Annotated in this window: 22 protein-coding genes and 2 tRNA genes; 11 read left to right on the top strand and 13 right to left on the bottom strand. The window is 57.6% G+C overall.

What is annotated here, in order from left to right; genetic code table 11:
• Nucleotides 1-238 precede the first annotated feature (238 nt).
• Complete coding sequence (locus tag ACR0LW_RS10775; RefSeq protein WP_170454046.1) at nt 239-613, bottom strand: hypothetical protein; 375 nt, start codon at nt 611-613, stop codon at nt 239-241.
• Between the two features lie 46 nt (nt 614-659).
• On the opposite strand from ACR0LW_RS10775, the gene ACR0LW_RS10770 reads away from it, so the two are divergent.
• Complete coding sequence (locus ACR0LW_RS10770) at nt 660-1,460, top strand: alpha/beta fold hydrolase (RefSeq protein WP_480882638.1); 801 nt, start codon at nt 660-662, stop codon at nt 1,458-1,460.
• Nucleotides 1,461-1,495: 35 nt separating this feature from the next.
• Here the strand turns inward: ACR0LW_RS10770 and ACR0LW_RS10765 are convergent, their stop codons facing one another.
• The 3 genes from ACR0LW_RS10765 to ACR0LW_RS10755 form a co-directional block, all read right to left on the bottom strand.
• Entirely contained in the window at nt 1,496-1,873 is a 378-nt protein-coding gene (locus tag ACR0LW_RS10765) for a rhodanese-like domain-containing protein (protein WP_170737011.1), read from the bottom strand.
• Between the two features lie 133 nt (nt 1,874-2,006).
• Nucleotides 2,007-2,092: transfer RNA gene (locus ACR0LW_RS10760), tRNA-Leu, on the bottom strand.
• Nucleotides 2,093-2,231: 139 nt separating this feature from the next.
• A complete protein-coding gene (locus ACR0LW_RS10755; protein WP_480882631.1) occupies nt 2,232-4,874 on the bottom strand; it encodes an AsmA family protein in 2,643 nt (880 codons plus the stop codon).
• Nucleotides 4,875-5,224: 350 nt separating this feature from the next.
• Here ACR0LW_RS10755 and ACR0LW_RS10750 point away from each other — a divergent pair, with 350 nt between their 5' ends.
• The 4 genes from ACR0LW_RS10750 to ACR0LW_RS10735 all read left to right on the top strand — a co-directional run bounded on the left by ACR0LW_RS10750 (nt 5,225) and on the right by ACR0LW_RS10735 (nt 8,872).
• Nucleotides 5,225-5,539, top strand: coding sequence for a potassium channel family protein (locus ACR0LW_RS10750; protein ID WP_170454052.1), 315 nt, complete (start codon nt 5,225-5,227; stop codon nt 5,537-5,539).
• Between the two features lie 186 nt (nt 5,540-5,725).
• Nucleotides 5,726-6,805, top strand: a complete 1,080-nt coding sequence (locus ACR0LW_RS10745; RefSeq protein ID WP_480882630.1) for an AI-2E family transporter — start codon at nt 5,726-5,728, stop codon at nt 6,803-6,805.
• Nucleotides 6,802-7,866 carry an HlyD family secretion protein gene (locus tag ACR0LW_RS10740; protein WP_480882629.1) on the top strand — a complete coding sequence of 355 codons (1,065 nt, stop codon included), beginning with the start codon at nt 6,802-6,804 and terminating at the stop codon, nt 7,864-7,866. Before ACR0LW_RS10745 ends, ACR0LW_RS10740 begins: the two co-directional genes overlap by 4 nt.
• Complete coding sequence (locus ACR0LW_RS10735) at nt 7,856-8,872, top strand: DUF2955 domain-containing protein (protein ID WP_480882628.1); 1,017 nt, start codon at nt 7,856-7,858, stop codon at nt 8,870-8,872. The genes ACR0LW_RS10740 and ACR0LW_RS10735 overlap by 11 nt, the downstream gene beginning before the upstream one ends.
• 110 nt (nt 8,873-8,982) lie before the next feature.
• Here ACR0LW_RS10735 and ACR0LW_RS10730 read toward each other — a convergent pair whose 3' ends face one another.
• Nucleotides 8,983-10,467 (bottom strand): BCCT family transporter, encoded by a 1,485-nt coding sequence (locus ACR0LW_RS10730; protein WP_480882627.1) that lies wholly within the window; start codon nt 10,465-10,467, stop codon nt 8,983-8,985.
• A gap of 295 nt (nt 10,468-10,762) precedes the next feature.
• A tRNA-Thr gene (locus tag ACR0LW_RS10725) sits at nt 10,763-10,838 on the bottom strand.
• Between the two features lie 176 nt (nt 10,839-11,014).
• On the opposite strand from ACR0LW_RS10725, the gene ACR0LW_RS10720 reads away from it, so the two are divergent.
• A complete protein-coding gene (locus ACR0LW_RS10720; protein WP_480882626.1) occupies nt 11,015-11,890 on the top strand; it encodes a hypothetical protein in 876 nt (291 codons plus the stop codon).
• A 6-nt stretch (nt 11,891-11,896) separates the two neighbouring features.
• Here ACR0LW_RS10720 and ACR0LW_RS10715 read toward each other — a convergent pair whose 3' ends face one another.
• On the bottom strand, nt 11,897-12,163 hold the full coding sequence (locus ACR0LW_RS10715) for a DUF2312 domain-containing protein (protein WP_170454064.1): 267 nt from the start codon (nt 12,161-12,163) through the stop codon (nt 11,897-11,899).
• A 154-nt stretch (nt 12,164-12,317) separates the two neighbouring features.
• Between ACR0LW_RS10715 and ACR0LW_RS10710 the strand changes: the two genes are divergently transcribed.
• Nucleotides 12,318-12,536 carry a hypothetical protein gene (locus ACR0LW_RS10710; RefSeq protein ID WP_170454066.1) on the top strand — a complete coding sequence of 73 codons (219 nt, stop codon included), beginning with the start codon at nt 12,318-12,320 and terminating at the stop codon, nt 12,534-12,536.
• Nucleotides 12,537-12,546: 10 nt separating this feature from the next.
• Here ACR0LW_RS10710 and ACR0LW_RS10705 read toward each other — a convergent pair whose 3' ends face one another.
• Nucleotides 12,547-12,762: a hypothetical protein gene (locus ACR0LW_RS10705; protein ID WP_170454068.1), complete on the bottom strand. Its 216-nt coding sequence runs from the start codon at nt 12,760-12,762 to the stop codon at nt 12,547-12,549.
• 244 nt (nt 12,763-13,006) lie between these two features.
• Here ACR0LW_RS10705 and ACR0LW_RS10700 point away from each other — a divergent pair, with 244 nt between their 5' ends.
• From ACR0LW_RS10700 to ACR0LW_RS10685, 4 genes are read left to right on the top strand one after another with little or no spacing between them, the layout of a single operon-like run.
• Nucleotides 13,007-13,870 (top strand): MBL fold metallo-hydrolase, encoded by an 864-nt coding sequence (locus tag ACR0LW_RS10700; protein ID WP_480882624.1) that lies wholly within the window; start codon nt 13,007-13,009, stop codon nt 13,868-13,870.
• Between the two features lie 18 nt (nt 13,871-13,888).
• Nucleotides 13,889-14,317: a YeeE/YedE thiosulfate transporter family protein gene (locus ACR0LW_RS10695; RefSeq protein ID WP_170633019.1), complete on the top strand. Its 429-nt coding sequence runs from the start codon at nt 13,889-13,891 to the stop codon at nt 14,315-14,317.
• Nucleotides 14,317-14,748: a DUF6691 family protein gene (locus ACR0LW_RS10690; protein WP_480582186.1), complete on the top strand. Its 432-nt coding sequence runs from the start codon at nt 14,317-14,319 to the stop codon at nt 14,746-14,748. The genes ACR0LW_RS10695 and ACR0LW_RS10690 overlap by 1 nt, the downstream gene beginning before the upstream one ends.
• Nucleotides 14,749-14,757: 9 nt before the next feature.
• Nucleotides 14,758-15,189, top strand: a complete 432-nt coding sequence (locus ACR0LW_RS10685) for a protein tyrosine phosphatase family protein (protein ID WP_480580410.1) — start codon at nt 14,758-14,760, stop codon at nt 15,187-15,189.
• A 16-nt stretch (nt 15,190-15,205) separates the two neighbouring features.
• Here the strand turns inward: ACR0LW_RS10685 and ACR0LW_RS10680 are convergent, their stop codons facing one another.
• From ACR0LW_RS10680 to ACR0LW_RS10660, 5 genes are all read right to left on the bottom strand, one after another.
• Complete coding sequence (locus ACR0LW_RS10680) at nt 15,206-16,291, bottom strand: FliM/FliN family flagellar motor C-terminal domain-containing protein (protein WP_480882623.1); 1,086 nt, start codon at nt 16,289-16,291, stop codon at nt 15,206-15,208.
• Nucleotides 16,292-16,369: 78 nt separating this feature from the next.
• On the bottom strand, nt 16,370-19,048 hold the full coding sequence (locus ACR0LW_RS10675; protein ID WP_170520704.1) for a sensor histidine kinase: 2,679 nt from the start codon (nt 19,046-19,048) through the stop codon (nt 16,370-16,372).
• Nucleotides 19,048-19,356, bottom strand: a complete 309-nt coding sequence (locus ACR0LW_RS10670; protein WP_480882622.1) for a hypothetical protein — start codon at nt 19,354-19,356, stop codon at nt 19,048-19,050. The genes ACR0LW_RS10675 and ACR0LW_RS10670 overlap by 1 nt, the downstream gene beginning before the upstream one ends.
• A complete protein-coding gene (locus ACR0LW_RS10665) occupies nt 19,353-19,733 on the bottom strand; it encodes a response regulator (protein ID WP_170454082.1) in 381 nt (126 codons plus the stop codon). The genes ACR0LW_RS10670 and ACR0LW_RS10665 overlap by 4 nt, the downstream gene beginning before the upstream one ends.
• Before the next feature lie 78 nt (nt 19,734-19,811).
• A complete protein-coding gene (locus ACR0LW_RS10660; RefSeq protein ID WP_480580400.1) occupies nt 19,812-21,101 on the bottom strand; it encodes a helix-turn-helix domain-containing protein in 1,290 nt (429 codons plus the stop codon).
• Nucleotides 21,102-21,234 lie beyond the last annotated feature (133 nt).

Genomic DNA, 21,234 nt, shown 5'->3' with positions numbered 1-21,234 from the left:
CCGCCAATGGCGAAGACGGCAACGGCGCCGTCGAGGCAAAGGTCAAGGCCGAGGTCGCTGACCTTTGTGCACGCTTCCCGATCTATCCGAATTTGTAATCGGATCGGCTTGGAAAAAGAAAACGGCGCCCAGAACGGGCGCCGTTTTTTTTCAGTAGACGTTCCCGCCCCTTTTGGCATGCATCAAACATGCGAAGAAAAGGCTAGGGCAAGCGCCGCGCAAAGGACAAAACCTGCGATCAGATCAAGCCGCGCCACAGAAGAAACACCAGAACCAACACGGTCAAAGCCAGCAAGTTGAAGGCCAGACCCCCCAACATGCCGAGGAACCAACCCCAGCGCCGATCCGCCAGATTGATCGCCGTCAGGTGCGACTGAACCTCGTCCGAGGCTTTCGTCAAGGCAGGCGTATCCAGAACGCGGCGCAGTTTGGGGTGCGCCGCCATCTGTTCGGCCCTGGCCAGAATCATCGCCTGTTTGAACACCCGGCGCGGCAAACGGTGTCGGGCGCGGCGGATCGAAGCCTCAAGCGTTTTGTCCCGCACACCCAGCTTGGCCCGCAGCAATGCGACGGTTTCCGTGATCCGGTCCTGAATGTCGGTGTCTTGCGCCATGGCCCCTCCTGACGCGCGACACTAGCCTTTGATGCTGTACGCGACAATGGGGCTGGCTGTTTTGGAGCAAGGGCGGTATCACGCGGCTATGCTGAACACGATCATTCACGGCGAACCCACTGCGCTGCCGCCCCTTATTATCGCTCATGGCTTGTATGGATCGGCCCGGAATTGGGGCGTGATTGCGCGAAGGCTGTCGGATGAACGGCAGGTGATCGCGGTGGATATGCGAAACCATGCGCACAGCTTTTGGGACCCCCGGCACGACTATCCTGCATTGGCCGAGGATATCGCGCAGGTGATCGAAAATGTCGGTGGCCCGGTCGATGTGCTGGGGCATTCCATGGGTGGCAAAGCGGCGATGACACTGGCCTTGCGGCGCGGCGCACTGGTGCGCAAGCTTGTGGTCGCCGATATCGCCCCGGTCGCCTATGGGCACAGCCAGATTCAATTCATCGAAGCTATGCGGGCAGTCGATTTTTCAACGATCACCCGCCGGTCAGACGCAGAACAGCAGCTGGCGGATCAAGGCGTTGAAAAAGCACTGCAGAGCTTTTTCACCCAATCGCTGGATGTCGCTGGGAAACGGTGGCTGTTGAACTTGGATGTGCTGGCCGATCAGATGCCAAACATCATGAGCTTTCCAGAGCTGGATGGCGCATGGGATGGCCCGGCCCTGTTTTTGTCAGGTGGCGCGTCTGACTACGTCCTGCCGGAACACCGCGACAAAATCCGGGCGCTACTCCCCGGTGCGCGCTTTGCCAAAATTCCGGGTGCCGGACACTGGCTGCATGCCGAAAAACCGCGCGAGTTCGAAGCCGCCGTCCGGGCGTTTCTGAACGCCTGAATCAATCGCCGTCTGTTGATCGGGCAGGCCACGCTTCAGGTGTCTTCGACCTCGCCGCCGCCATTCACCCAGTCGGCGAAACCGCCTAGATTGAACACCTGTTCATAGCCCATATCTTTCAACAGCTTGCCCGCCAAAGCGGCGCGGCCGCCAGAGGCGCAATAGATCACAACAGGCCGGTCTTTGCGCATGTTTGGATCATGAGACTCCAGGCTCTCATCTGCCCGGAATTCGAGCATTCCACGGGGTATATGCACCGCCCCTTTTGCCCGACCGGTTTTCTGCACCTCAGCAGTGCCGCGAATATCTAACAGTAACGCGCCGTGTTCGATCAGCTCGCGCGCCTTGACCATATCAACCCGTGGGACGACAGCGTTGGCCGCCGCCATCATGTCTTTCACTGTAACCGGCATATGCACCTCGTGATTTCTTGCCTTCTGCAAAAGGCTAACATGCGAAAATTGGAAGGTGTAGCCTCAAGATCGCTTGGGTTGCGCCGAAAACAGATGTCGGAACTTGTTGCCAAAGCTCTGATCGAAACAAGATTGGTACCCGCGGCCGGACTCGAACCGGCACGGCGTTTCCGCCTGGAGATTTTAAGTCTCCTGTGTCTACCATTCCACCACGCGGGCATGTCGTGATCAGGGGCGAACCCCGTCCGCCTTCATTACAGGCGCGAATAAATGAAAACAATGCGGTAAGCTCAGGCAATGTGGTAAAATCGCGAGATTTCGAACACGCCCGCGCCCAACTGATTTTTCCACCGCACTGCTACTGCAATTGCAGGATATCCGGAATGCAAAGCTTCCGCTGCGCCGGCATTTGATCCGCACCGTCGGAACGCTTGAGCCGCTTTGGCCCGTCCTTGACCTTGACCTTCGGCTTGGCCAGCGGGCCTTTTAACGTGACCGGCCACGGGCTGCGCGAAAGCGGCTCGCCTATCTTGCGCGGTTGCAGGTTCAGGTCCAGGGCCTTGTCGGCCATGTTGACACCGCCAAAGACGACGACCTGAACCTGATCCGTTTCCAACGTGGTTTGTTTGGTCGAAATGTTGCCGTTGGAAATGCTGAGGGGTGCGCGAAGACATACGATTGGCGCGACCTTTTGCTTTTCTTTGGAGAATACCCAGGGCAGAACGCCCAGCCCTGCCAGATCCAACAACTGCGTTTCGATTGACCCGTCGCGCATGGAAACCGTCGCACTGCCGCTCATCGTGCTGGCAAAGTGTTTGGCGGACTCGGTTCCTCCGGTCACCGAAAAATCTGCATAGATCGTGCCGCTTGCGCCCTTTTTGAAGTTCAGGGTGTGAAGGATGTCGTCTAACTGCCAACCGCCCGCCTTGCCGGTCAGGGTCAGCAGATGCGCCTCATCCGAAAGATCCATCTGCCCACTTACGTCGAACTGGGCCCCGCCATATTCAAATGCCAGCGGACCGGCGCGAAGCTCGTTTTCGTCGAGCGTCAGTTCGCTTTGCAAGCTGCTAACGCCTTTGGCACCTTCGATATGCCGAAGGTCGATATCAACATCGATATCAATACCCGACAGAAGAATGGAACGTCCGATGGGTTTCAGCGTCACATCTCTCAATGCGCCGGGTCCATCGGCTTCGGCGCTGGCGTCTTCGACATCCTGCGCTGCGCTGCCAAGCTTTCTCAATTGCGCGGCGGCCTGAACGATATCACGCAGTTGATCGATCTTAATCAGGTCACTTTCAATCGCGCCCCGCAGCACAGGATCGCTTGTCGCGTCATCAAGATCGGCCTTCACGAGCAATACGGACTCGGCAAGTTCGACGCTGGCGTTTGCATTCCAATCGGTGCCTTCGCTCACCAAATCGATCCCAAAGCGCGCGCGCCCGGTTTCAACGGGGTCCAGCGACAATGCAGCCATCAGGTCTGCACCGGACGGAACATCAACATCGATTGCCAGATCCAGGTTTTCGAACTTGAGGACATTCTTAACCGTACCGTGCACCTCAAGGGACCAGACATCCGTTTCGCTCGTCTTGCCATCAAGGTTGATCAGTGAAAGTTGATTAATGTCCCCGTTCAAATGAAAGTCGCCCGAAAACCGGCCAAGCTGATCGTCTGGCCCCATGAGTTCGGGCGAGATCAAGCTGCTGGCGGGAATATCCATCAGACCTTCGGCTGATACGCCTTGCAATTGCAGCGCATCGTCAACAGATCCGTTCAAAATGACAAACGGATCAGCCGGGTTTCCGATCCGCAGATTGATGTTTCCGACCCGCAAAGCACCGTCCGGCGTTCTGGAAAGTTCCGAAAACTTGACCGGCGGCGGCCCTTCACCTGCGGTGTCCAGCGTGAACCCATTGGTTTTAATGACCATTTGCCGCTGAGGCACCTGCCCCGGCACGCTGTCCATAACCATATCAACCGCAATAAGCTTGAGGTCATAGCGAGATGCCGCAGGGGCCGGTTCCGCATCTTCGGGATAAAGCCGAATACGGGTCGTCAGCGACACATCTGCGGGGTTCCCCAACTCTCCGATTTGGCCCGTCAGCGAAAGGCTTTGCCCGCCATCCAATTCAGCCCATACGTTCAGATCATCAATCCGGGCTATGCCATCAGCCGATTTGAAGGTTGCCGCCACTTTGCCCGACCCTTCCAGCACGCGGTTAAGTTTCAGCACGTCCAGTAGCTGTCCAAGTTCTGCAATCTCTACGGTCGTCTTGACCTGCAACCCGTTCTGTTGGGGGATCTGTTCTGCCGCAATCGATATCTGTTCGAACTGCATCGCCATCTGAAACGGGTCTTCCGCTGGGAATGACCCATTCAGATCAAACGGCTCGCCATTTAGCGAACCGGTCCCAACGGCAGACGCGGTGTTCGTTCCCTCATCACGCGCCAGCACCAGATCCCTAAGCTGAAGATCCAGATCAAGTCCGTTCAGGCCGTTCTGGTACAGAATAGTGACGTCGGTCAGGTCAACTCGGCGATCCGCCAGAATTCCGCCGACAGAGGGATTCTTAGACTTCGCAGGCTTTTTGGTTTCCACCGTAGAAAGTGACTGCCAGTTCGCATTTCCGTCTTTGTCGGCGATCAGGTTCAAGTGAACACCCGATATGGCAAGGTTGCTGAGCGACAGCTTGCTGTTCCAAAGATCGCGGGCAGAGATCTCGAACTCAATCGCGTCGATAGCCGCCAAATTCACGTCAGTCCCGGACGAACCGGGAAGCACCAGCCCCGCCGCCGAGACCTGCAGTTGCCGACCAAGACCCAAACGCACCTCGTCCTCGATCAAGACGTCCTGACCAAGTTTTTTGGAAATCAGGTTTTCAACGAAACCGGTCCTAAGCGAAGAAAACAGCGCCGAGGATAGGAACAGCCAAGCCGCCAAAACAGCAACAAACGCGATCGCGCAGCAAATCAAAACGCCTTTGAAAATCAAACGCACGTTCTACTCCTTTGGTTTCGATGCACTGTGTGGCCGGGCCAATTCCACGTGCGACACTTGAATACGCGGCTCTGCTGATGTTCCGAGCACTGGGAGCACCTGAGGGATAAGTTGCCAATTTCCAGTGACTTAATCAAACAGGAATCAACTTCGGTCCGCATGAACAGCTGCGCTGCCGTGATGCCGGGCAGCCCAGTACCAAAAACGGGAACACCCGCCCTTTCGGGATTTTTTGAAAACGAACAATCATTTTATGCGTGATCTTTCTGACGGTTCTGACGGCACCCGTCCCGGTTTCTCATATCATCAAATTAATGATATATACGATTTACAATATATATGAGGGACCAATGAACTCACTGAAAAGAATTACACGGGGCATAGGTGTCGCGTTTCGGGACGGCCGGGTCAAAAGCCTGCTTGCTTTCACGCTTGGAATGATCCTCTGGGCATCCGTTTTCTACCACTATGTTGAAGGCTGGAGCTGGCTGGATTCCATCTACTTTTCTGTCGTGACAATCTCGACCGTAGGGTTTGGTGATTTTTCCCCTCAGACTGCGGCAGGGAAGATCTTTACGATGGCCTACATCATCGTAGGTCTGGGCATCTTTGTGGCTGCGGCGACGACAATCGCAAACACAATCCTGTCTCAGGACGACGAATAGTCACCCAAAAAAACACGAAAGGATACAAGCGCAGCAAGGTCGCCTGTAGGTTGGACTTTATTGATTAGGCTGATCGCCGTCCAAGGCGGCGCAAGGGCCCAAACTACGACCAAAGCACGGAATTCACAAAAGATATTCATATTGAGTTTTTTGAGTGTATTGTTGACAAATGAACGGAGGGATGGAATGGAAAAGACACAGGACGCCAAGATCGTCGATCTCGCAATACGTTTGCTCTTTCTCGGGTTATTCCTTTACAGCGCATTGGTAATGATCGCCCCGCTGGCAAGTGTGGTGATCTGGGCCACGATCCTTTGTGTGGCGCTTTACCCGGTATTCGATTGGCTACAGTCCAAGCTGGGCGGGCGAAAGTCGCTTGCCGCAACGATCCTGGTTTTGCTTGGCCTTGTGCTGACCTTGGGGCCGATTGCCACTGCGGTGTCGGGGGCTGCTGAACTTGGGTCCGAGTTTGCCGAACAGGCTGACAGCGGTGAATTGGAAATTCCACCTGCCCCGGACAGCATCAAGGACTTGCCCCTGATCGGAGAAAGAATTGCCGAAGTCTGGGGGTTGTTTGAACGAAATCTGGATGGTGCGCTTGCAAAATACGGGGCGCAGATTCTTGAGATCACAAAATCGCTGTTTGGAAAGGTTCTGGGCATCGGAATCGGGTTGTTGGGTCTTGCCCTTTCGGTGTTGATCATGGGGGGCTTGTTCAGCCCCGGACCGACATTGGTGCAAGGTCTTCAGCGCTTTGCCAACCGGGTGTTCGCGCCGCGAGGCGGCGAATTCGTGACGCTGGCGGGGGCGACGATCCGGAATGTGACCAAGGGTGTCATTGGTGTTGCTGCCATTCAGGCCGTGGTTGTCTGGATTTTGCTGGCCCTGTTCGGGATTTCATCTGCTGCGACGCTGGCTTTCATCTGCCTGATCCTCTCGATCATTCAGATCGGGCCGGGATTGGTTCTGTTGCCGGTCATTATCTACGCGTGGAGTTCGATGTCAGGTGGTGCGGCCCTGGCATTCACCATTCTGGCCATTCCCACAACGATAATGGACAGCTTCCTGCGGCCGGTCTTCATCTCAAAAGGTCTCGAAACGCCAATGCTGGTGATCCTGATCGGTGTTCTCGGCGGTATGATGGCCTATGGATTGATTGGCATTTTCATGGGACCGGTTCTGTTTGCCGTTTTCTACGAACTGTTCAAGGTTTGGATCGATGCCTCGCCGGAAGGCAATGACGCCGTGGACGGAGCGGCGCAATGAGGAAGACAATATGGACGACCCTGTCCGCCATTTTGGTTCTTCTCGTCTGGTATCTGGTTGCTGATCGAAAAACGCCATTTACAGGAAATGCCAGAGTCAAGGCGGTGGCAACCCAGATCGTCCCGCAAGTCACCGGAACGGTGATCGAGGTTTTGGTCGAAAATGGTCAGGTCGTCTCGGCCGGTGATGTACTGGTTCGGATCGACCCCAGACCATACGAAATTGACCGCGACAAAGCCGAAGCGGACCTGGAAGCCGCAACACAAGAGGTTGGCGCTTCGTCGGCAGAGGTCAGCGCCGCTCAGGCCAAACTGGCACGGGCGCAAAGTGATCTGGACACCATGCGCATCCAGACAGAACGCGTTTTTGCGCTTGAAAAGAAAGGGCTGATTGCCGTTTCGAAAGCAGATGATGCGCGGGGGCAACTGGCCGAATCCGAGGCGAATTTTGAAAACGCCAAAGCTGATCTGGAGAAAGCCAAGCAGAGGCTCGGCGACGAGGGCATTGAAAACCCGAAGATTCAGCGCGCGTTGGCCGCGTTGGCGGATGCAGAGCTTAACCTTGAATGGACGGAACTGCGCGCCCCGGCGACAGGCGTGATCTCAAATCTGCTGATCGCACCCGGAACTTATGCCCGATCCGGGCAGGACCTGCTGACTTTCCTGGATGCGACGGATGTCTGGATCGAGGCGTATTTTACCGAAAACAACCTGGGTCGGGCGTCGGTTGGATCGCCTGTAGATGTGGTGCTGGACATGCATCCCGGCAAAATTGTTCCCGGCGTCATCGAAAGCTTTAGCGCAGCCGTTTCCCTAAGCGGCGGCGACACACCCGGTCAACTGGCCAGCCCCCCAAGCACCAAGGGGTTTCTTCGCGAACCCGAGCGCTTCCCGGTCCGTATCGTGCTGCCGGGTTACGAGGCCGGAAGCACCGAGGATGACCTGCGCTTTCAGCTCAACGGGCAAGCCGACGTGATCATGTACCTTAGCGACAGTTCTCTGCTGAACGCGGTGGGCCGCGCCTACATTCGCGCGGTTTCGATCCTGTCCTATGCGTACTGAGGATCGGCGCGCAGTACACAGACTTGCGCTGGGTGTAACTGGCGTCTTCGCGCTGGGGCTGTTTCTGGGGTGGCCTCTGGCCGTTGTCGGGGCCGTGTTCACGGCCCTGTTTCTTCAGGCCCCAGCCGCTTTGCCACTGGCGGCCTTCGCGAAGCTGTTTGTCTTCTCGATTGGGTTGATGTTCATTTCCTTCCTTTTGTCATCGACCTTCGCACCCTATCCGGTGGTTTTCCTCATCCTGGTGGCCATCGGGATTATCCTGTCGTTCATTTGGTCGGTATCCGGCGCGGGTGTTCTGCCCGGAGTCATCGCCCTGATGGGGGCATTGATGATCCCCAACCTTGCGCTGCAATCGCAGGATCTGGCCTTGGTGCTCGTATTCTGGATACCACTGAACCTGCTGTTTGCAGGGTTCGTTTCGACATTGATGTTTGTGCTGATACCAGCCGCACCCCAGACAGCGGCCGAGAAAAAAGCAGCATCCCCAACTGACTTTGACCCGCACCGCCGGATTGTCAGAATGTCGCTTGTCACGGTTCCATTTGCCTTGGCGTTCTTTGTGTCCGGCGCATCGGCTTTGCTGGTTCTATTCTTTGTGGCACTTCTCAGCCAGCAGCTGGCGGCGATGCCTGCCGCGGGCAAAACCGTGGCCAAGGCAATGCTGACGGCAAACCTGCTGGGTGCGGCAGTGTCGATCCTTTGCTACGAAATCAACGTCATCGCCCCGATTATTCTGACGCCAATTCTGCTGTGCTTTTTCTTCTGCATAACGCTTGGAGCACTCGGAAAATCTCAGGCTACGCTCGCCGCCGCGGCAGGCTCGGCGTTGACAACGGTGCTGATCGTCTATGGTGGATCAATCTCTCCGTTTTCGGATGAGGCCGACGTCAAAAGCATCACCCGCGTTTTGCAAGTCGCCAGTGCTGCGATTTTTGTGATCGTTGCCTATGTCGTGGTGGATGAGTTCTGGCCGGAAAAGAAACGACAGATGTCGACAAGCACCTGACGGGGTGTTGCCTGCCGTCCTTAATCAAACGCGATAAAGCGCCAGCCAGATCAGAAAGCCGATATACACAAAAACGGTAACGTTCAGAACCGTATCGACAATTGGGCCGGTCATTTCGAAACCTCCTTTGACAGAGACTTGAGAAGGCAAATCACCAGAATCGGTACGATAAAAACAAATGCGATGGCTGAAAGCGCGATGATCGACCGGACCAGAGAAACGTCGTTCACAAAGATCATGGCCAGACCAAGGGCTCCAAGCACCGCGCCCCAGATTGTGCGAATGCCGGGCGACGGGTTTTCGTCCCCGCCTGTTCCAATCATTGCAAGCGTAAAGCCCGCGCTGACAACGCTGGTCACAACAAACAGGAACGCCGCTGCAATTGTCGCCAACTGCGTCACATATTGCAGGGGAAACTGTTGAAGCAACGCAAAGGTCGTCGCATCAAGGCTTTGGTCGTTGACCTCCAACAGCTGTCCGTTTCCTTGCAGCATGTCGAAAATGCCGATCCCACCAAAAACACCGAACCAAAAGATTGAAAACAACGTTGGTGCAATAATGACACCGGTCAAAAACTCTCGGATCGTTCGCCCGCGTGAAATTCTGGCAATGAAGATGCCCACAAACGGGGACCATGCCAGCCACCAGATCATGTAATTCAGTGTCCAGTCCTGGAACCAGGTCGATATGGTTTGGTCGAAAAACTCGGTTGTCGAAAACCCGGCGGGAAGGACGTTGAAAACATACCGCCCAAACCCTGAAACGATCGTGTTCATTGCAAAAGACGTGGGCCCGACAACCAACAGAAAGACCAACAGGATGATCGCGATACTCATCGCCAGATTTGACAGTTTGGACATCCCCTCGCCCAGATCCCGTCTGAGCGGGATGAGGAAGGCAACGCACATGACGACAAATATGAGCGCTGTCAGGTAAAACGAGTTGGGTATTCCAAGAACTCCGGCCAACCCCGTCTGGATTTGAAACACGCCCATGGCCAAGGAACCCGCCAAGCCGACTGCGATGGCAACAACCGACAAGAAATCGAACACCCAAGCCAATGCACGAGTCCAGGCCCTGTCTCCGTACACATCCAACACTGGCGCGCTCAGCAACAAAGAGCGTTCTCGTCGAAAGGCGAAATAGGCAATGATCAACCCAACGACCCCGTATATCGCCCAGGCGTGAAAACCCCAGTTCAGATAGGTGACAAAGATAGCCTGACTTGCCGCTTGCGGATCAGGGCTGAACGCGCGAATGACCGAGAAATGCGTCAGCGGCTCGGATGCGCCAAAAAACAGCAACCCAACCCCCATACCCGCCGCAAAAAGCATCGCAACCCACGCGGGCGTAGAAAACTCGGGCTCGGATCCTTCAGGGCCAATTCTGATCGAGCCGAACCTGGAGAACGCAAGATAGATCGCCAGCAACAAAAGCGCGCTGGCTTCAAGCATGATAAACCAGCCTCGGCTTTCGAACTGCACCGCCACGATGCTGGCCGAGACGGACCCCAGCCCTTGAGGGTCAATAATCCCCCATATGGCAATCCCGCTGCTCACCAGCAGCGCGGAAACAAGTAGAGCGTTGATTTTCATCGCTTAACACACTGAATGACTGCGTCTATGGTAGCACCGTACTCACAAACCATCTGTGCTCAAAGCTGCAAAACGTGGACGGCGTTGCGAGGCGACCGACCTTAATCAAGCGGGTTAGTGGCACAGATTTCCAAAAACACGTGCGGCAGACCTGACTGCGGTGTCAATCGTACGGATGAAGCGGCTTGTTGTTCACACTACAATCACTTTTGAATATCAAAATTGCCTGCAATTTACCCCAATCTTAGGGATGGCAGCCCATTGAAATTAGGTAAATTGTTCTGAGGCTTGATAGTGGTGCCCCCACACGGACTCGAACCGCGGACCTACTGATTACAAATCAGTTGCTCTACCAGCTGAGCTATAGGGGCACTGGCTGCCGATTACTGCCTTCGGAACAGGACTGCAAGTCGGAATTTCAGCATTCGGTTGGGGATTGCCGAAATTTCTGCGATTGTGTGAAACTCAACCTATCGAAGCGGCGGACTTCGCTCTATGTGATGCAGGTCGAGGAACGCTTGGCAAAACCTTTGGGCGCAAGGAAAATATGCAGGTAGTCATTCACGCTGGGGTCGCCTTCACGGATGAAGGGCAATTGCTGGACTCGCTGGTCGCCAACAAAGGCGTCATCACGCAGACCGGGGCCTTTCCGCTGGGGCCGCGCAAGTGTCGGCATTTTGAGAGGATTATGTCGGATTCGATCCTGAATAACCTGCCTCTCGCCGACACCCGGGATCAATTGCGGGCGCTTCTGCCCGATACCTCGGGTTTCGGGCGTTTGATCGTGTCCAGCGAGAAATTCTTTGGTCCGATCAAGACTGCCTTGCAACATGGCCAGATGTACCCGTTTGCCGGACGGCGCATTGCATACTCGCAAGAGGTTCTGGAAGGGGCAGAGGTCGAGGTTTTTGCCGGGCTGATGAACCCGGGCTCGTTCATTCCGAAGATTCTGACTGCAATGGACCCTGAACGCGCGCGGTCAATTCTGGATACCACGGACCTGAGCTGCCTGAGCTGGGTCAGCATGATCGAAGACCTGAGCGACCTGGCGCCCAACGTGAAGATCACGCTGTGGGAAAACGAGGACACACCCCTGATCTGGGGCGACATCGTGCGTGCCATGGCCGGTTTGGGGAATGACGTTGCGATAAAGGGCGAGCATACGCTGCTGGCCTCTTTGTTGACCGAGCAAGGCAAACACCAGCTTCTGCCGCTGATCCAACAGGAACAATCGGGGGCCAGGCTTGCCTCGCGCGATGAGTTGATCGCCTTGTTCGAAGACTATGCGCAGCCCGACCAGATCGAAGAGGAACTGGATCTGCCGGGCTGGAACGCAGATATCGTCAGCGCGTTTTCAGAACTTTACGCGCAGGATATGGCGAAAATCCGAACCCTGCCAAACGTTCGGGTTCTGGACGTCTAGGCCGGGTTACATCCCCAGCGCTTCCTTATACATCTCCAGAACCGCTTCTTCTTCGGCGATGTCGTCTTTGTCGCGCTTGCGCAGCGCGATCACTTTGCGCATGACCTTGGTGTCATAGCCACGGGCCTTGGCCTCGGCCATCACCTCCTTCTGCTGTTCGGCGATGTCCTTCTTTTCGGCATCCAGACGCTCGAACCGTTCGATAAACTGGCGCAATTCGCCAGCGGTTACGCGGTAATTTGCGGTGGCCTGATCTTCGGTCATATCTTCCATCGACGTCTTTCCCTAAGGCTTGAATTGGATGCAGTTACCTCGCGGATACATCGGGTCCGCGCAGGCCGCAAGCACCCAATCCGTCACCGGGCTTGTCTGTGCCGATGCGATCCAGTAAGCGCAGGTTCAATTCGCAGCAACTTTTTGGGGCGCCATGTTTGAAGTCATCACCTGGGGCGGGGCCGCCCTGTCACTGGCCGGGCTTGCCGGACTGGTCTGGTGCATTCTGCGCGTGATGAAGGCGCGCAAGGCCGGATTGTCGGATGATGAATTGCGTGCCGTGGTTCAGGGCGTTCTGCCATGGAACCTGGGGTCCCTGTTTCTGTCCGTGATTGGCTTGATGCTGGTCATCCTCGGGATCTCCTTCGGATGACCGCCCGGCGCTAGATCGGCATATTGTCGAACCGCGCTTCCATTGCATCTTCGCACAAAGCGGAATCCAACCGACGCAGGCGGGATGGAACATGCATGCCCTGTCGGCGCATATGATCGACAATCTTGCTGACACTTGGTTGCAGAGCCAGACGCGTATCCAGGCACGCGTTTTCCAGCTTTTGTTCAAGCTTCTCGACTTCGGAATAGATGGATTTCGGTTCCATATCGCTCCTCCCCAGTGATGCCAGTATCTCCGATATAGGTAACGGGATTAAGACCGGAACAGATTACTCTGATACTGTGCGGAAACCCGCCGGAGAGTCCGTCAATTTCGGCAATCCGGCGCGGTACGGCTAAAGTTTAAGCCAAATTAATCAAACCTGCCTTGACGGACATCAAAAACCAAATCGGATATTGCAACACATTCCATCGTCAATATATGAAGTATGGACAGGAGCGGAGGACCCCATGACCCCAAATGTGAAAGCGTTTTTTGACGATCAGACCTTCACGGTGTCTTATGTGGTGAACGAACCCGATGGAGCGGCATGTGCCATCATCGACAGTGTTCTGGATTTTGACCACGCCTCCGGTCGTACCACGACCAAATCGGCGGATGAGGTTGTCGATTACATCCGGTCCCAGGGGCTCAGGACCGAATGGATCCTGGAAAGCCATGTGCATGCCGACCATCTGTCGGCGGCCCCCTACTTGCAGGATAAGCTTGGCGGAAAGATCGGAATTGGCGACCAGATCGTGACCGTGCAGGACACGTTCGGCAAAGTTTTCAACGAAGGGACCGAATTTCAACGGGATGGCAGCCAGTTTGACGCCCTGTTTGCGGAAGGCGACAGCTTTCACATCGGGCAGATGCGTGGGGACGTTCTGCACACGCCGGGTCATACGCCCGCCTGTTTGACCTATGTGATCGGGGATGCGGCTTTTGTCGGGGATACGCTGTTCATGCCCGATTTCGGCACCGCGCGATGCGATTTTCCGGGCGGTTCTTCATCTACGCTATATGCGTCAATCCAGAAGATCCTGTCCTTGCCCGATGACACTCGCGTTTACGTCGGACACGATTACAAAGCCCCCGGGCGCGATGAATATGCCTGGGAAACCACGGTGGGTGAGCAGAAGGCGCTGAACATCCACATTGGCCAGGGGCGCAGCATCGAAGAGTTTGTCGAAATGCGGGATGCGCGCGACGCGACTTTGGCAATGCCGCGCCTGATCCTGCCGTCTTTGCAGGTCAACATGCGCGCGGGTCAGATGCCGCCGACAGATGAACAGGGCGATGTGATGCTGAAGCTACCGATCAATAAGCTTTAACAAAGGGATCAATCGAACATGACGACGGCTTGGGTGATGGGCTTGATCGGCGGTGTGCTGATTGGCCTTGGCGGCGCGGTATACCTGTTGGGCAATGGGCGCATCATGGGGGCCAGCGGCATTTTGGGTGGACTGGTCGATGGTAGTGCGCGCAACGAAGCGGTCGAGCGTTTGGCTTTCCTCGCCGGGGTGATCGGGATGCCCTTGCTGCTGCGGCCATGGATCGCACCGGGGGCCGAAACGCATTTGACCGGCAATCTGGTGCTGGTGATTGCAGCGGGGCTGTTGGTGGGTGTCGGTACGCGCATTGCCAACGGCTGCACCTCGGGGCATGGCGTGTGTGGCATTTCCCGGTTTTCAATGCGTGGGATCGTGGCCACGTTGATTTATATCGCAGCAGGCGGGCTGACCGTGCTGGGCCTGCGGCATATTCTGGGGATCGCATGATGCGGGTATTGATCGCAGCACTTGCCGGGTCCCTGTTTGGCATTGGTCTTCTGATCTCTGGCATGACCGATACGACTAAAGTGCAAGGCTGGCTGGACGTTTTCGGGGATTGGGACCCGACCCTTGCCTTTGTGATGGGTGGTGCGATCCTGCCAATGATCCTTGCATGGCGTCTGACGACCGGACGGCATCCCATAGCCGGCGGCGAGTTTCCGGCCCCGACGCGCGCCGAGTTTGACCGGCGGTTAATTGTGGGCTCGATCTTGTTCGGGATGGGATGGGGCATGGTGGGACTGTGCCCCGGTCCGGCGCTGGCCTCGCTCAGCTTTGGCGGCAGCGGCGGGGTGGTGTTTCTGCTGGCCATGATCACGGGAATGTTCCTCGCCCCTCACGTGGGGCCACAGCTAGACAGGGCTGCAAACGCGGCCTAAGGAATTGGCATGGAGATTCGACCTATTACCCCCCGCTACGCCGTCTCACCCCAGATCACGGTCGAGGATGTACCGGCCATCGCCGAAGCCGGTTTCGTCAAGGTGATCTGCAACCGTCCGAATGCCGAAGTTCCGGCTGACATGCAGTCGGATGCAATCGGCGAAGCCGTGCGTGCAGCGGGTCTGGAATATGAAGTTCTGGAACTGACCCATCAGACCATGACACCTGAAAACGTGTCGCGTCAGCGCGACATGGCCGAGACCTGCAGCGGACCGGTGCTGGCTTATTGCGCGTCCGGTACACGCTGCTCGGTCGTCTGGGCGCTTGGGCAGTGCGACCGGATGAGCACGGATGAGATTCTCTCCGCGACAACCAACGCGGGCTATCAGCTGGAAAACCTGCGCCCAGCCCTGGATCAAATTCGCAACAACGCAGAGTGATGTTGCGGCCCTTCGGTCACATCGGATCTACGCCATCATCCGGGCCGGTCAGGCCCGCCAGTTGCGAGATTTCCGCGACCATCTGATCTGAATCCGCAAATGACAGATCGGTGTCCAGCGGGTCGGGAATTTCGGCGACATTGGGGTATGGGGTGACATCCACTGCGTCAGCGTCCCGGTTCGGCGTTCCGGCGCGGCTTGCGATGAAGTCTTGTGCTTCAATATCGGACAGGGCGGGCAAAGCTGCGTGTTCATTGATGCGAACGGCCCGCAGACCGCCACTTTGCCCAAGTCGCCCCACTGCAGCCCGCGTGCGATCGATCGCCAGAACCTCGGTGCGATCAAGACGGGCCCGTTCCAAGGGTAAAACGTCGCCAATCCCCAGCGCTGACAAATCGGACAGCGGCACATTCATACGGCACAGCACGGCGTTCAACTCGGCCCGCACAACGCCCGAGGATTGCTCAAGGCGTGCCCCCGCATCCGGTTGCGCTCCGGCATCCTCTTCGACGTCGCAGGGGCGTTGGGGCAACAGGATTGCGATATGGCCCTGCCGGACCCCTCCGGCCAGATCGATTGTCAGTTCGAAACCGCAATAGACCTCTTCCACCAGTGTCAGGCAAAGCGACCGCAAATCCCCGGCGCGGGCCATGTACTCGTAACCGGTCAGGTCGACCTCTTCCTCTGCCATCTCTGCCAGTTCTGCAGCCTTGACCAAAGCCTCTTCCACCAAAGGTGCGACCATTGCCGCATCGGTGTTGGTGAAGGCGCGCGCCTCGGGCGGTGTGGGGGTGAGCTGTCCAATCGTCTGGGTCTGCACAATTGCCGACACAGTGTTCGGGTCCAGACAAGCTGCGGCAACCCCGTCAGGACCCCGGAAGAACAACAGCAACCAATCGTCGCCCACATCCGCAACCAGATCGGTAGCGGGCTGGTTGGACTGTTTGGCCCCGATAACTGCCAAGGGCAGGTTCAGCCGATCCGCTGCGGCCCGCGCAAAACCCAGACGCAAGGCCCGCAGAATCGAGCGGGGCCGGTTCTTCAAATCCTCTCGTCCCACCGAAAGCTTGCGCGCCAATGCCGCGTTCACAGTCTGTGCCATGCCCAAAGTTCACCAATTTGTCGTGTCCCTGACCATTGGTGTAACCCGCCGAGTGTTACGAAGTTCTTTAGACGGTCCTTATTGCGCCGCCTGCTGATAGGCCAGCGGCAGGCTGACACGGAACGCGGCCCCGCCCTGCCCCGGCAGATAGGTGATCTCGCCCCCCAGTCGCTGCATGATCTCGCGGCAGATTGCCAGACCCAGCCCTGCGCCCCCGGCCTTGTCGGCGCCGACACGGGCGAATTTCTCGAACACCAGCGATTGCGCCTCGGCGGGGATGCCGCCGCCGTTGTCGATGAAATCAATCACCAGGCGCCCACCGACATCATGGGCCGAGATGGTCAGAACAGGCTCGTCCGCATCGCAGTATTTTTGCGCGTTCGAGATCAGGTTGATAAACACCTGCCCCAGCCGGTCCAGATCCGTATGCAGTGCAAAGCGTTCGGACGCCCGGCTGCGACGCACGGTCAGGTCCTTGTTCGATCCAGCCAACGCACTGGACACAGCGCGATCCAGGATCGAGCGCAAAGTCCCCTCGCCCATGTTCAGATTGACCTGCCCGTTTTCCAGAACGCTCAGATCCAGCAGGTCGTCCAACAACCGGGTGAGCCGCAGCGCTTCGTCATGAATGATCGCCGCATAGCGCGTTTGCTCTTCGGCGCTCAGCCCCTCGGTGTCGCGCATGATCTCGGAAAACGCCCGGATCGACGTCATCGGCGTACGCAATTCATGGCTGACCTGGCTGAGGAAGCTGTCCTTCTGTTCAGACACCAGCGTCAGCTTTGTGTTCGCTTCACGCAGTTGACGGGCGGTACGGCTCAGCTCGGCCGACTTCATTTCCAACTGGCTGGAATATTCAAGCAACTGAGCGGATTCGTCGGCCACAGCCAGCAGATCCTCGACCGACACCGACGCGCCACCGACGATCTGGCCAATCATCGCATGGGCCGTCGCCGCCCCGACGGAACCGCTGAGCTCGCGCTCAAGCCGGTTCAGAAAGCCCGGCGTCGGTTCGGGCATGTGCGAACGGGCCCCTTGTTGTTCTGCTTCGGCCAGAAAGAACTCCTGCGCGGGACCTGTGCCCAGAATCCGCTGGGTCATGATCATCAGGTCTTCGCTTTGCGCCACCGATCCGGTCCACCCGCGCGGGGCGACGGAATGGTCAAAGACGTTGACGAACTGCGCGCCTTGCAGGCGTTCCAACGGGCTGGGAAAGCTGAGCAGCGAGGCAACGCAGAAGGCGATTGTGTTCAGGGACATGGACCACATCACGGTGTGGACCATCGGGTCCATTCCTTCGATGCCGAACATCGCCTGCGGGCGCAGCCAGCTGATCCCGAACGGCCCGTTGTCCAACACCGACTGCGGCATCCAAGCCCCGCCCATCCCGGGCAGAAGCAGCGTGTAAATCCACAGCACAAACCCGACCGACAGCCCGACCAAAGCGCCCGTCCGCGTCGCCCCCCGCCAGAACAGACCACCGACCAGAGCGGGCAGAATTTGTGAGATACCGGCGAAGGCGATCAACCCGATCGAGGCCAGCGCCGCGCCACCCCCGGACAGGCTGTAGTAGAAATACCCCAGCGCCATGATCACCGCGATGGATACGCGCCGCGCCATCAAAACGATGTTGCGCACATCGCCTGAAACCGAGCCCGCGCTTTCATGGGTATTCAGCCAGATCGGCATGACCACATGGTTCGACACCATCGTCGACAAGGCCATGGCCGTCACGATCACCATCGATGTGGCCGAGGAAAACCCGCCGATAAAGGACAACATGGCCAGCCAGTCATTGCCCTGAGACAGCGGCACCGTCAGAACAAACAAATCCGGGTTTGATCCGGGCGGCAACAGGTCCAGCCCGACGACAGCGATGGGCACGACAAACAAGCTCATCAACAGCAGATACAGCGGAAAGGCCCAGGCGGCGGTTCTCAGGTGGCCTTCGTCGTCGTTTTCCACGACCATGACCTGAAACATCCGTGGCAGGCAGACGAAGGCGGCGGCAGACAGAAAGATGAAGGTGGTCCAGCGCCCGGCATCCACATGCCACTGGCCAATCTCGGACGCATCAATCTTGTCCATCATCGGACCGATGCCGCCAGCAATGCCCCAGACAACGAAGACGCCAACCGCAATCAGGGCAAACAGCTTGACCACGGATTCAACCGCAATCGCCATGACCACGCCATGGTGGCGCTCATTCGCATCCAGATTTCGGGTGCCAAACAGAATGGCAAAGACGGCCAGCCCGGCGGCAACCCAGAACACGTTCGACCCGCCACGATAGAGGCCCGAGGGATCAGCCTCGACAAAGATCGAAAAGGACAGCGTGATCGACTGAAGCTGCAGGGCGATATAGGGCGTGCCGCCCAGAACGGCCAGAATGGTGACGCAGACCGCCAGCGTATTGGATTTGCCGTAGCGCGACGACAAAAGGTCCGCGATGGATGTCACCCGCTGGCTGCGCCCGACGCGGACCAGTTTACGCAATCCCCACCACCAGCTGACCATCACCAGCGTCGGGCCCAGATAGATCGTCACATATTCCAACCCGGATCGGGCTGCGTTGCCGACCGCACCATAAAACGTCCAGGCGGTGCAGTAGATCGACAGAGAAAGTGTGTAGATCAGAGGTGAGCGTAGCCACTTCCCCTTCCCTGCCGCAGCCATTCTGTCGGCGGCAAAGGCAACGCCGAACAACAGCACCACATAGCCCAAACTGACCAGAATCAGGATGTTGAGCGTCGCCATCACTCGGCGTCCGCGTCAAAGTCGCCGCGCATGCCCAGACGACGGGCGGTCAGGCCAAAGATCAGGCCAACGGCGATCAGAAACCCCCAGCAGATGAAGATGTAGAACATCGCCGAGGACAACGGCACCGCCTGATCCCCAGACGCCCGGTCAGGCCACAGCAACGGGATCGCCAGCAACGCGGCCCCCATGAAAGGCAACAACCGCGCCGCGTCGGTCAGCCTGCGGCGGCGATAGCTTTGGCGTCCCAGAAACAGCGAGGGGCGCGTGCCTTTTGGCTTGGGTTCTGTCTCTTCCGGGGGGCTCATAATCGGGATGCCTGCGCGTGCAGATCCCGCACCGCAGTCAGCACCTCTGCATTGGAAAAGGGTTTGGTCATGAAGCGGCTGACACCCGCATTCTCGGCCATTTCCCGATCCCTGGATTGTCCGCGCGCGGTCAGCATCAGGATCGGCAGGCTTTGCATGTCGTCCAGGTCTCGCAAGTCGCGCAGAATATCCATGCCACTTTTCCCGGGCAGCATGACGTCCAGAATCACAAGGTCCGGGTTCGCTGCCCGGATCACCTGAACGGCGTCTGCCCCATCGGCATGTGTTTCAACCTGCCACCCTTCGCGGGTCAGCAGAAATCGGATTGCCTCAGCTATGTTCGGCTCATCCTCGATCAACAGAACCTTGCGGCTCATATTTGCAGTTCCTCCCCATGGCAACTGGCGCACAAAGCCTGCTGCCACCGCCAGATTAAGCGCTCAGTCAGGATACTGTCAAAAGCCTTCGTTTAGAATCGAAGGCTCGCGCCGGGATGCACAGTCTTTGCTGGGGCACACCCGACAGTTTGCCCCAACCCGGGTCGAGGCGACACCCTGTACCCCATCCCCGACCGGGCGCACCAACATCGCCGAGCGATAAGCAGGGTCCTGATCGTATCCGGGCGTTGAATGAAGCCAGGCATAGGCGTGGCATTCAAATTCAGCCGAACTGCGCCCAAGCTGCGCGATCTGCTTTCGAACCGGTACCAAGGGACGGCTTAACGCGGTGAACAGCGGCCATAACGGGCAGGCCTCTCCATGTCGCGGCAGAACAAAACCGGGAAGCGGCTTGAAGAACAGGATGCTGCCGGATGCGTCGCACAGAACCAACCCGGCCGGGCGGTGCAGTACACTTTCCGGCAGAAAGGCCAACCGCCGCAGAACCGTTGCAACATCGACCGAGAACAGGCGGGCCAGTTCGATTGGGTCCGGCTCTTTCTCCTCCATCAGCTTTTTAAGCTGGGCAAGCGGCATCGCCCTTGCGTCCTGTGCGCACAGGTCCAGAACCTCGCGCGCCACGGTGCGCGCGGCGGTTGTGTTCAGCCCGTCCAGATTGACATCGGCGGACCCGCCCTCCTCGAGTTCGGGGAAACTGTAACCGCGTGCAGCAAAATGGCTTTCGACCTCCTCCAAGGGTACGCCCCGCGGGTCCGTGGCCGAGTCGCTTTCGTCCAGATAGGTCACCAGCGCCTTGGAGCTGTCGGCCAACCGCTCGGCATCCTGATGAAGGTTCTTGTGAAACCGCTCCTGCCACTCGGCATCAATGTCCTGCGTGTCCGCCAGAATGCCCGCCGTCGAGCGAATCGCGGCTGCCGTCGACAGAACCTCGTGCATCGCGGCCGCCAGATGCGGGTCGTGGGTCAGGCGGTCTGACAGGGTTTCCACCGTGCGCTCTAACGAGATCACCCGCTGATGCATTTGCGCCAGGACACCCGCCCAGCCCGGAAAGCGCCCGGCGAATTCCTCAAGCCCGTCAACCTCAGCCTCTTGCCCGACCGCATCAACCGCCGCCTCTCGCAAGGCCGAGATCAGCGTAGCCTCGATCCCCTGCGTCAGCAGCGATGGCTCAACCGCCAGTGCCCCGGCAATATCGACCAGCAATTTGCCCCCGATCCGGCGGCGATTGTGCTCGATCAGGTTCAGGTAGGACGCAGAAATTCCGACACGACGCGCCAGTTCAGCCTGCCGCAGCCCGGCAATCTGGCGCCGTTCACGTATGCGGCTTCCGGTAAGAGTGTCGCGCATAGCTCCACCTCCTGAGCGCTGCGAATGATCCAGTTGTTTTCAGATTATTCTATTTTTTGCATTCAGTTAAGTCGTACTTTTCACTATGGATTTACAGCTTTGACACCGACGGCAAAAAGCACGATGGCGCAGA

It is taken from the genome of Ruegeria sp. N4 (assembly GCF_056531425.1).
This window is presented reverse-complemented; position numbering and strand designations above follow the sequence as displayed.

What these genes read in the sequence shown, in the direction of transcription:
- ACR0LW_RS10775 (WP_170454046.1), bottom strand. Translation starts at nt 613, where the DNA reads ATGGCGCAAGACACCGACATTCAGGACCGGATCACGGAAACCGTCGCA.
- ACR0LW_RS10770 (WP_480882638.1), top strand. Translation starts at nt 660, where the DNA reads ATGGGGCTGGCTGTTTTGGAGCAAGGGCGGTATCACGCGGCTATGCTG.
- ACR0LW_RS10765 (WP_170737011.1), bottom strand. Translation starts at nt 1,873, where the DNA reads ATGCCGGTTACAGTGAAAGACATGATGGCGGCGGCCAACGCTGTCGTC.
- ACR0LW_RS10750 (WP_170454052.1), top strand. Translation starts at nt 5,225, where the DNA reads ATGAACTCACTGAAAAGAATTACACGGGGCATAGGTGTCGCGTTTCGG.
- ACR0LW_RS10745 (WP_480882630.1), top strand. Translation starts at nt 5,726, where the DNA reads ATGGAAAAGACACAGGACGCCAAGATCGTCGATCTCGCAATACGTTTG.
- ACR0LW_RS10740 (WP_480882629.1), top strand. Translation starts at nt 6,802, where the DNA reads ATGAGGAAGACAATATGGACGACCCTGTCCGCCATTTTGGTTCTTCTC.
- ACR0LW_RS10735 (WP_480882628.1), top strand. Translation starts at nt 7,856, where the DNA reads ATGCGTACTGAGGATCGGCGCGCAGTACACAGACTTGCGCTGGGTGTA.
- ACR0LW_RS10730 (WP_480882627.1), bottom strand. Translation starts at nt 10,467, where the DNA reads ATGAAAATCAACGCTCTACTTGTTTCCGCGCTGCTGGTGAGCAGCGGG.
- ACR0LW_RS10720 (WP_480882626.1), top strand. Translation starts at nt 11,015, where the DNA reads ATGCAGGTAGTCATTCACGCTGGGGTCGCCTTCACGGATGAAGGGCAA.
- ACR0LW_RS10715 (WP_170454064.1), bottom strand. Translation starts at nt 12,163, where the DNA reads ATGGAAGATATGACCGAAGATCAGGCCACCGCAAATTACCGCGTAACC.
- ACR0LW_RS10710 (WP_170454066.1), top strand. Translation starts at nt 12,318, where the DNA reads ATGTTTGAAGTCATCACCTGGGGCGGGGCCGCCCTGTCACTGGCCGGG.
- ACR0LW_RS10705 (WP_170454068.1), bottom strand. Translation starts at nt 12,762, where the DNA reads ATGGAACCGAAATCCATCTATTCCGAAGTCGAGAAGCTTGAACAAAAG.
- ACR0LW_RS10700 (WP_480882624.1), top strand. Translation starts at nt 13,007, where the DNA reads ATGACCCCAAATGTGAAAGCGTTTTTTGACGATCAGACCTTCACGGTG.
- ACR0LW_RS10695 (WP_170633019.1), top strand. Translation starts at nt 13,889, where the DNA reads ATGACGACGGCTTGGGTGATGGGCTTGATCGGCGGTGTGCTGATTGGC.
- ACR0LW_RS10690 (WP_480582186.1), top strand. Translation starts at nt 14,317, where the DNA reads ATGCGGGTATTGATCGCAGCACTTGCCGGGTCCCTGTTTGGCATTGGT.
- ACR0LW_RS10685 (WP_480580410.1), top strand. Translation starts at nt 14,758, where the DNA reads ATGGAGATTCGACCTATTACCCCCCGCTACGCCGTCTCACCCCAGATC.
- ACR0LW_RS10680 (WP_480882623.1), bottom strand. Translation starts at nt 16,291, where the DNA reads ATGGCACAGACTGTGAACGCGGCATTGGCGCGCAAGCTTTCGGTGGGA.
- ACR0LW_RS10675 (WP_170520704.1), bottom strand. Translation starts at nt 19,048, where the DNA reads ATGGCGACGCTCAACATCCTGATTCTGGTCAGTTTGGGCTATGTGGTG.
- ACR0LW_RS10670 (WP_480882622.1), bottom strand. Translation starts at nt 19,356, where the DNA reads ATGAGCCCCCCGGAAGAGACAGAACCCAAGCCAAAAGGCACGCGCCCC.
- ACR0LW_RS10665 (WP_170454082.1), bottom strand. Translation starts at nt 19,733, where the DNA reads ATGAGCCGCAAGGTTCTGTTGATCGAGGATGAGCCGAACATAGCTGAG.
- ACR0LW_RS10660 (WP_480580400.1), bottom strand. Translation starts at nt 21,101, where the DNA reads ATGCGCGACACTCTTACCGGAAGCCGCATACGTGAACGGCGCCAGATT.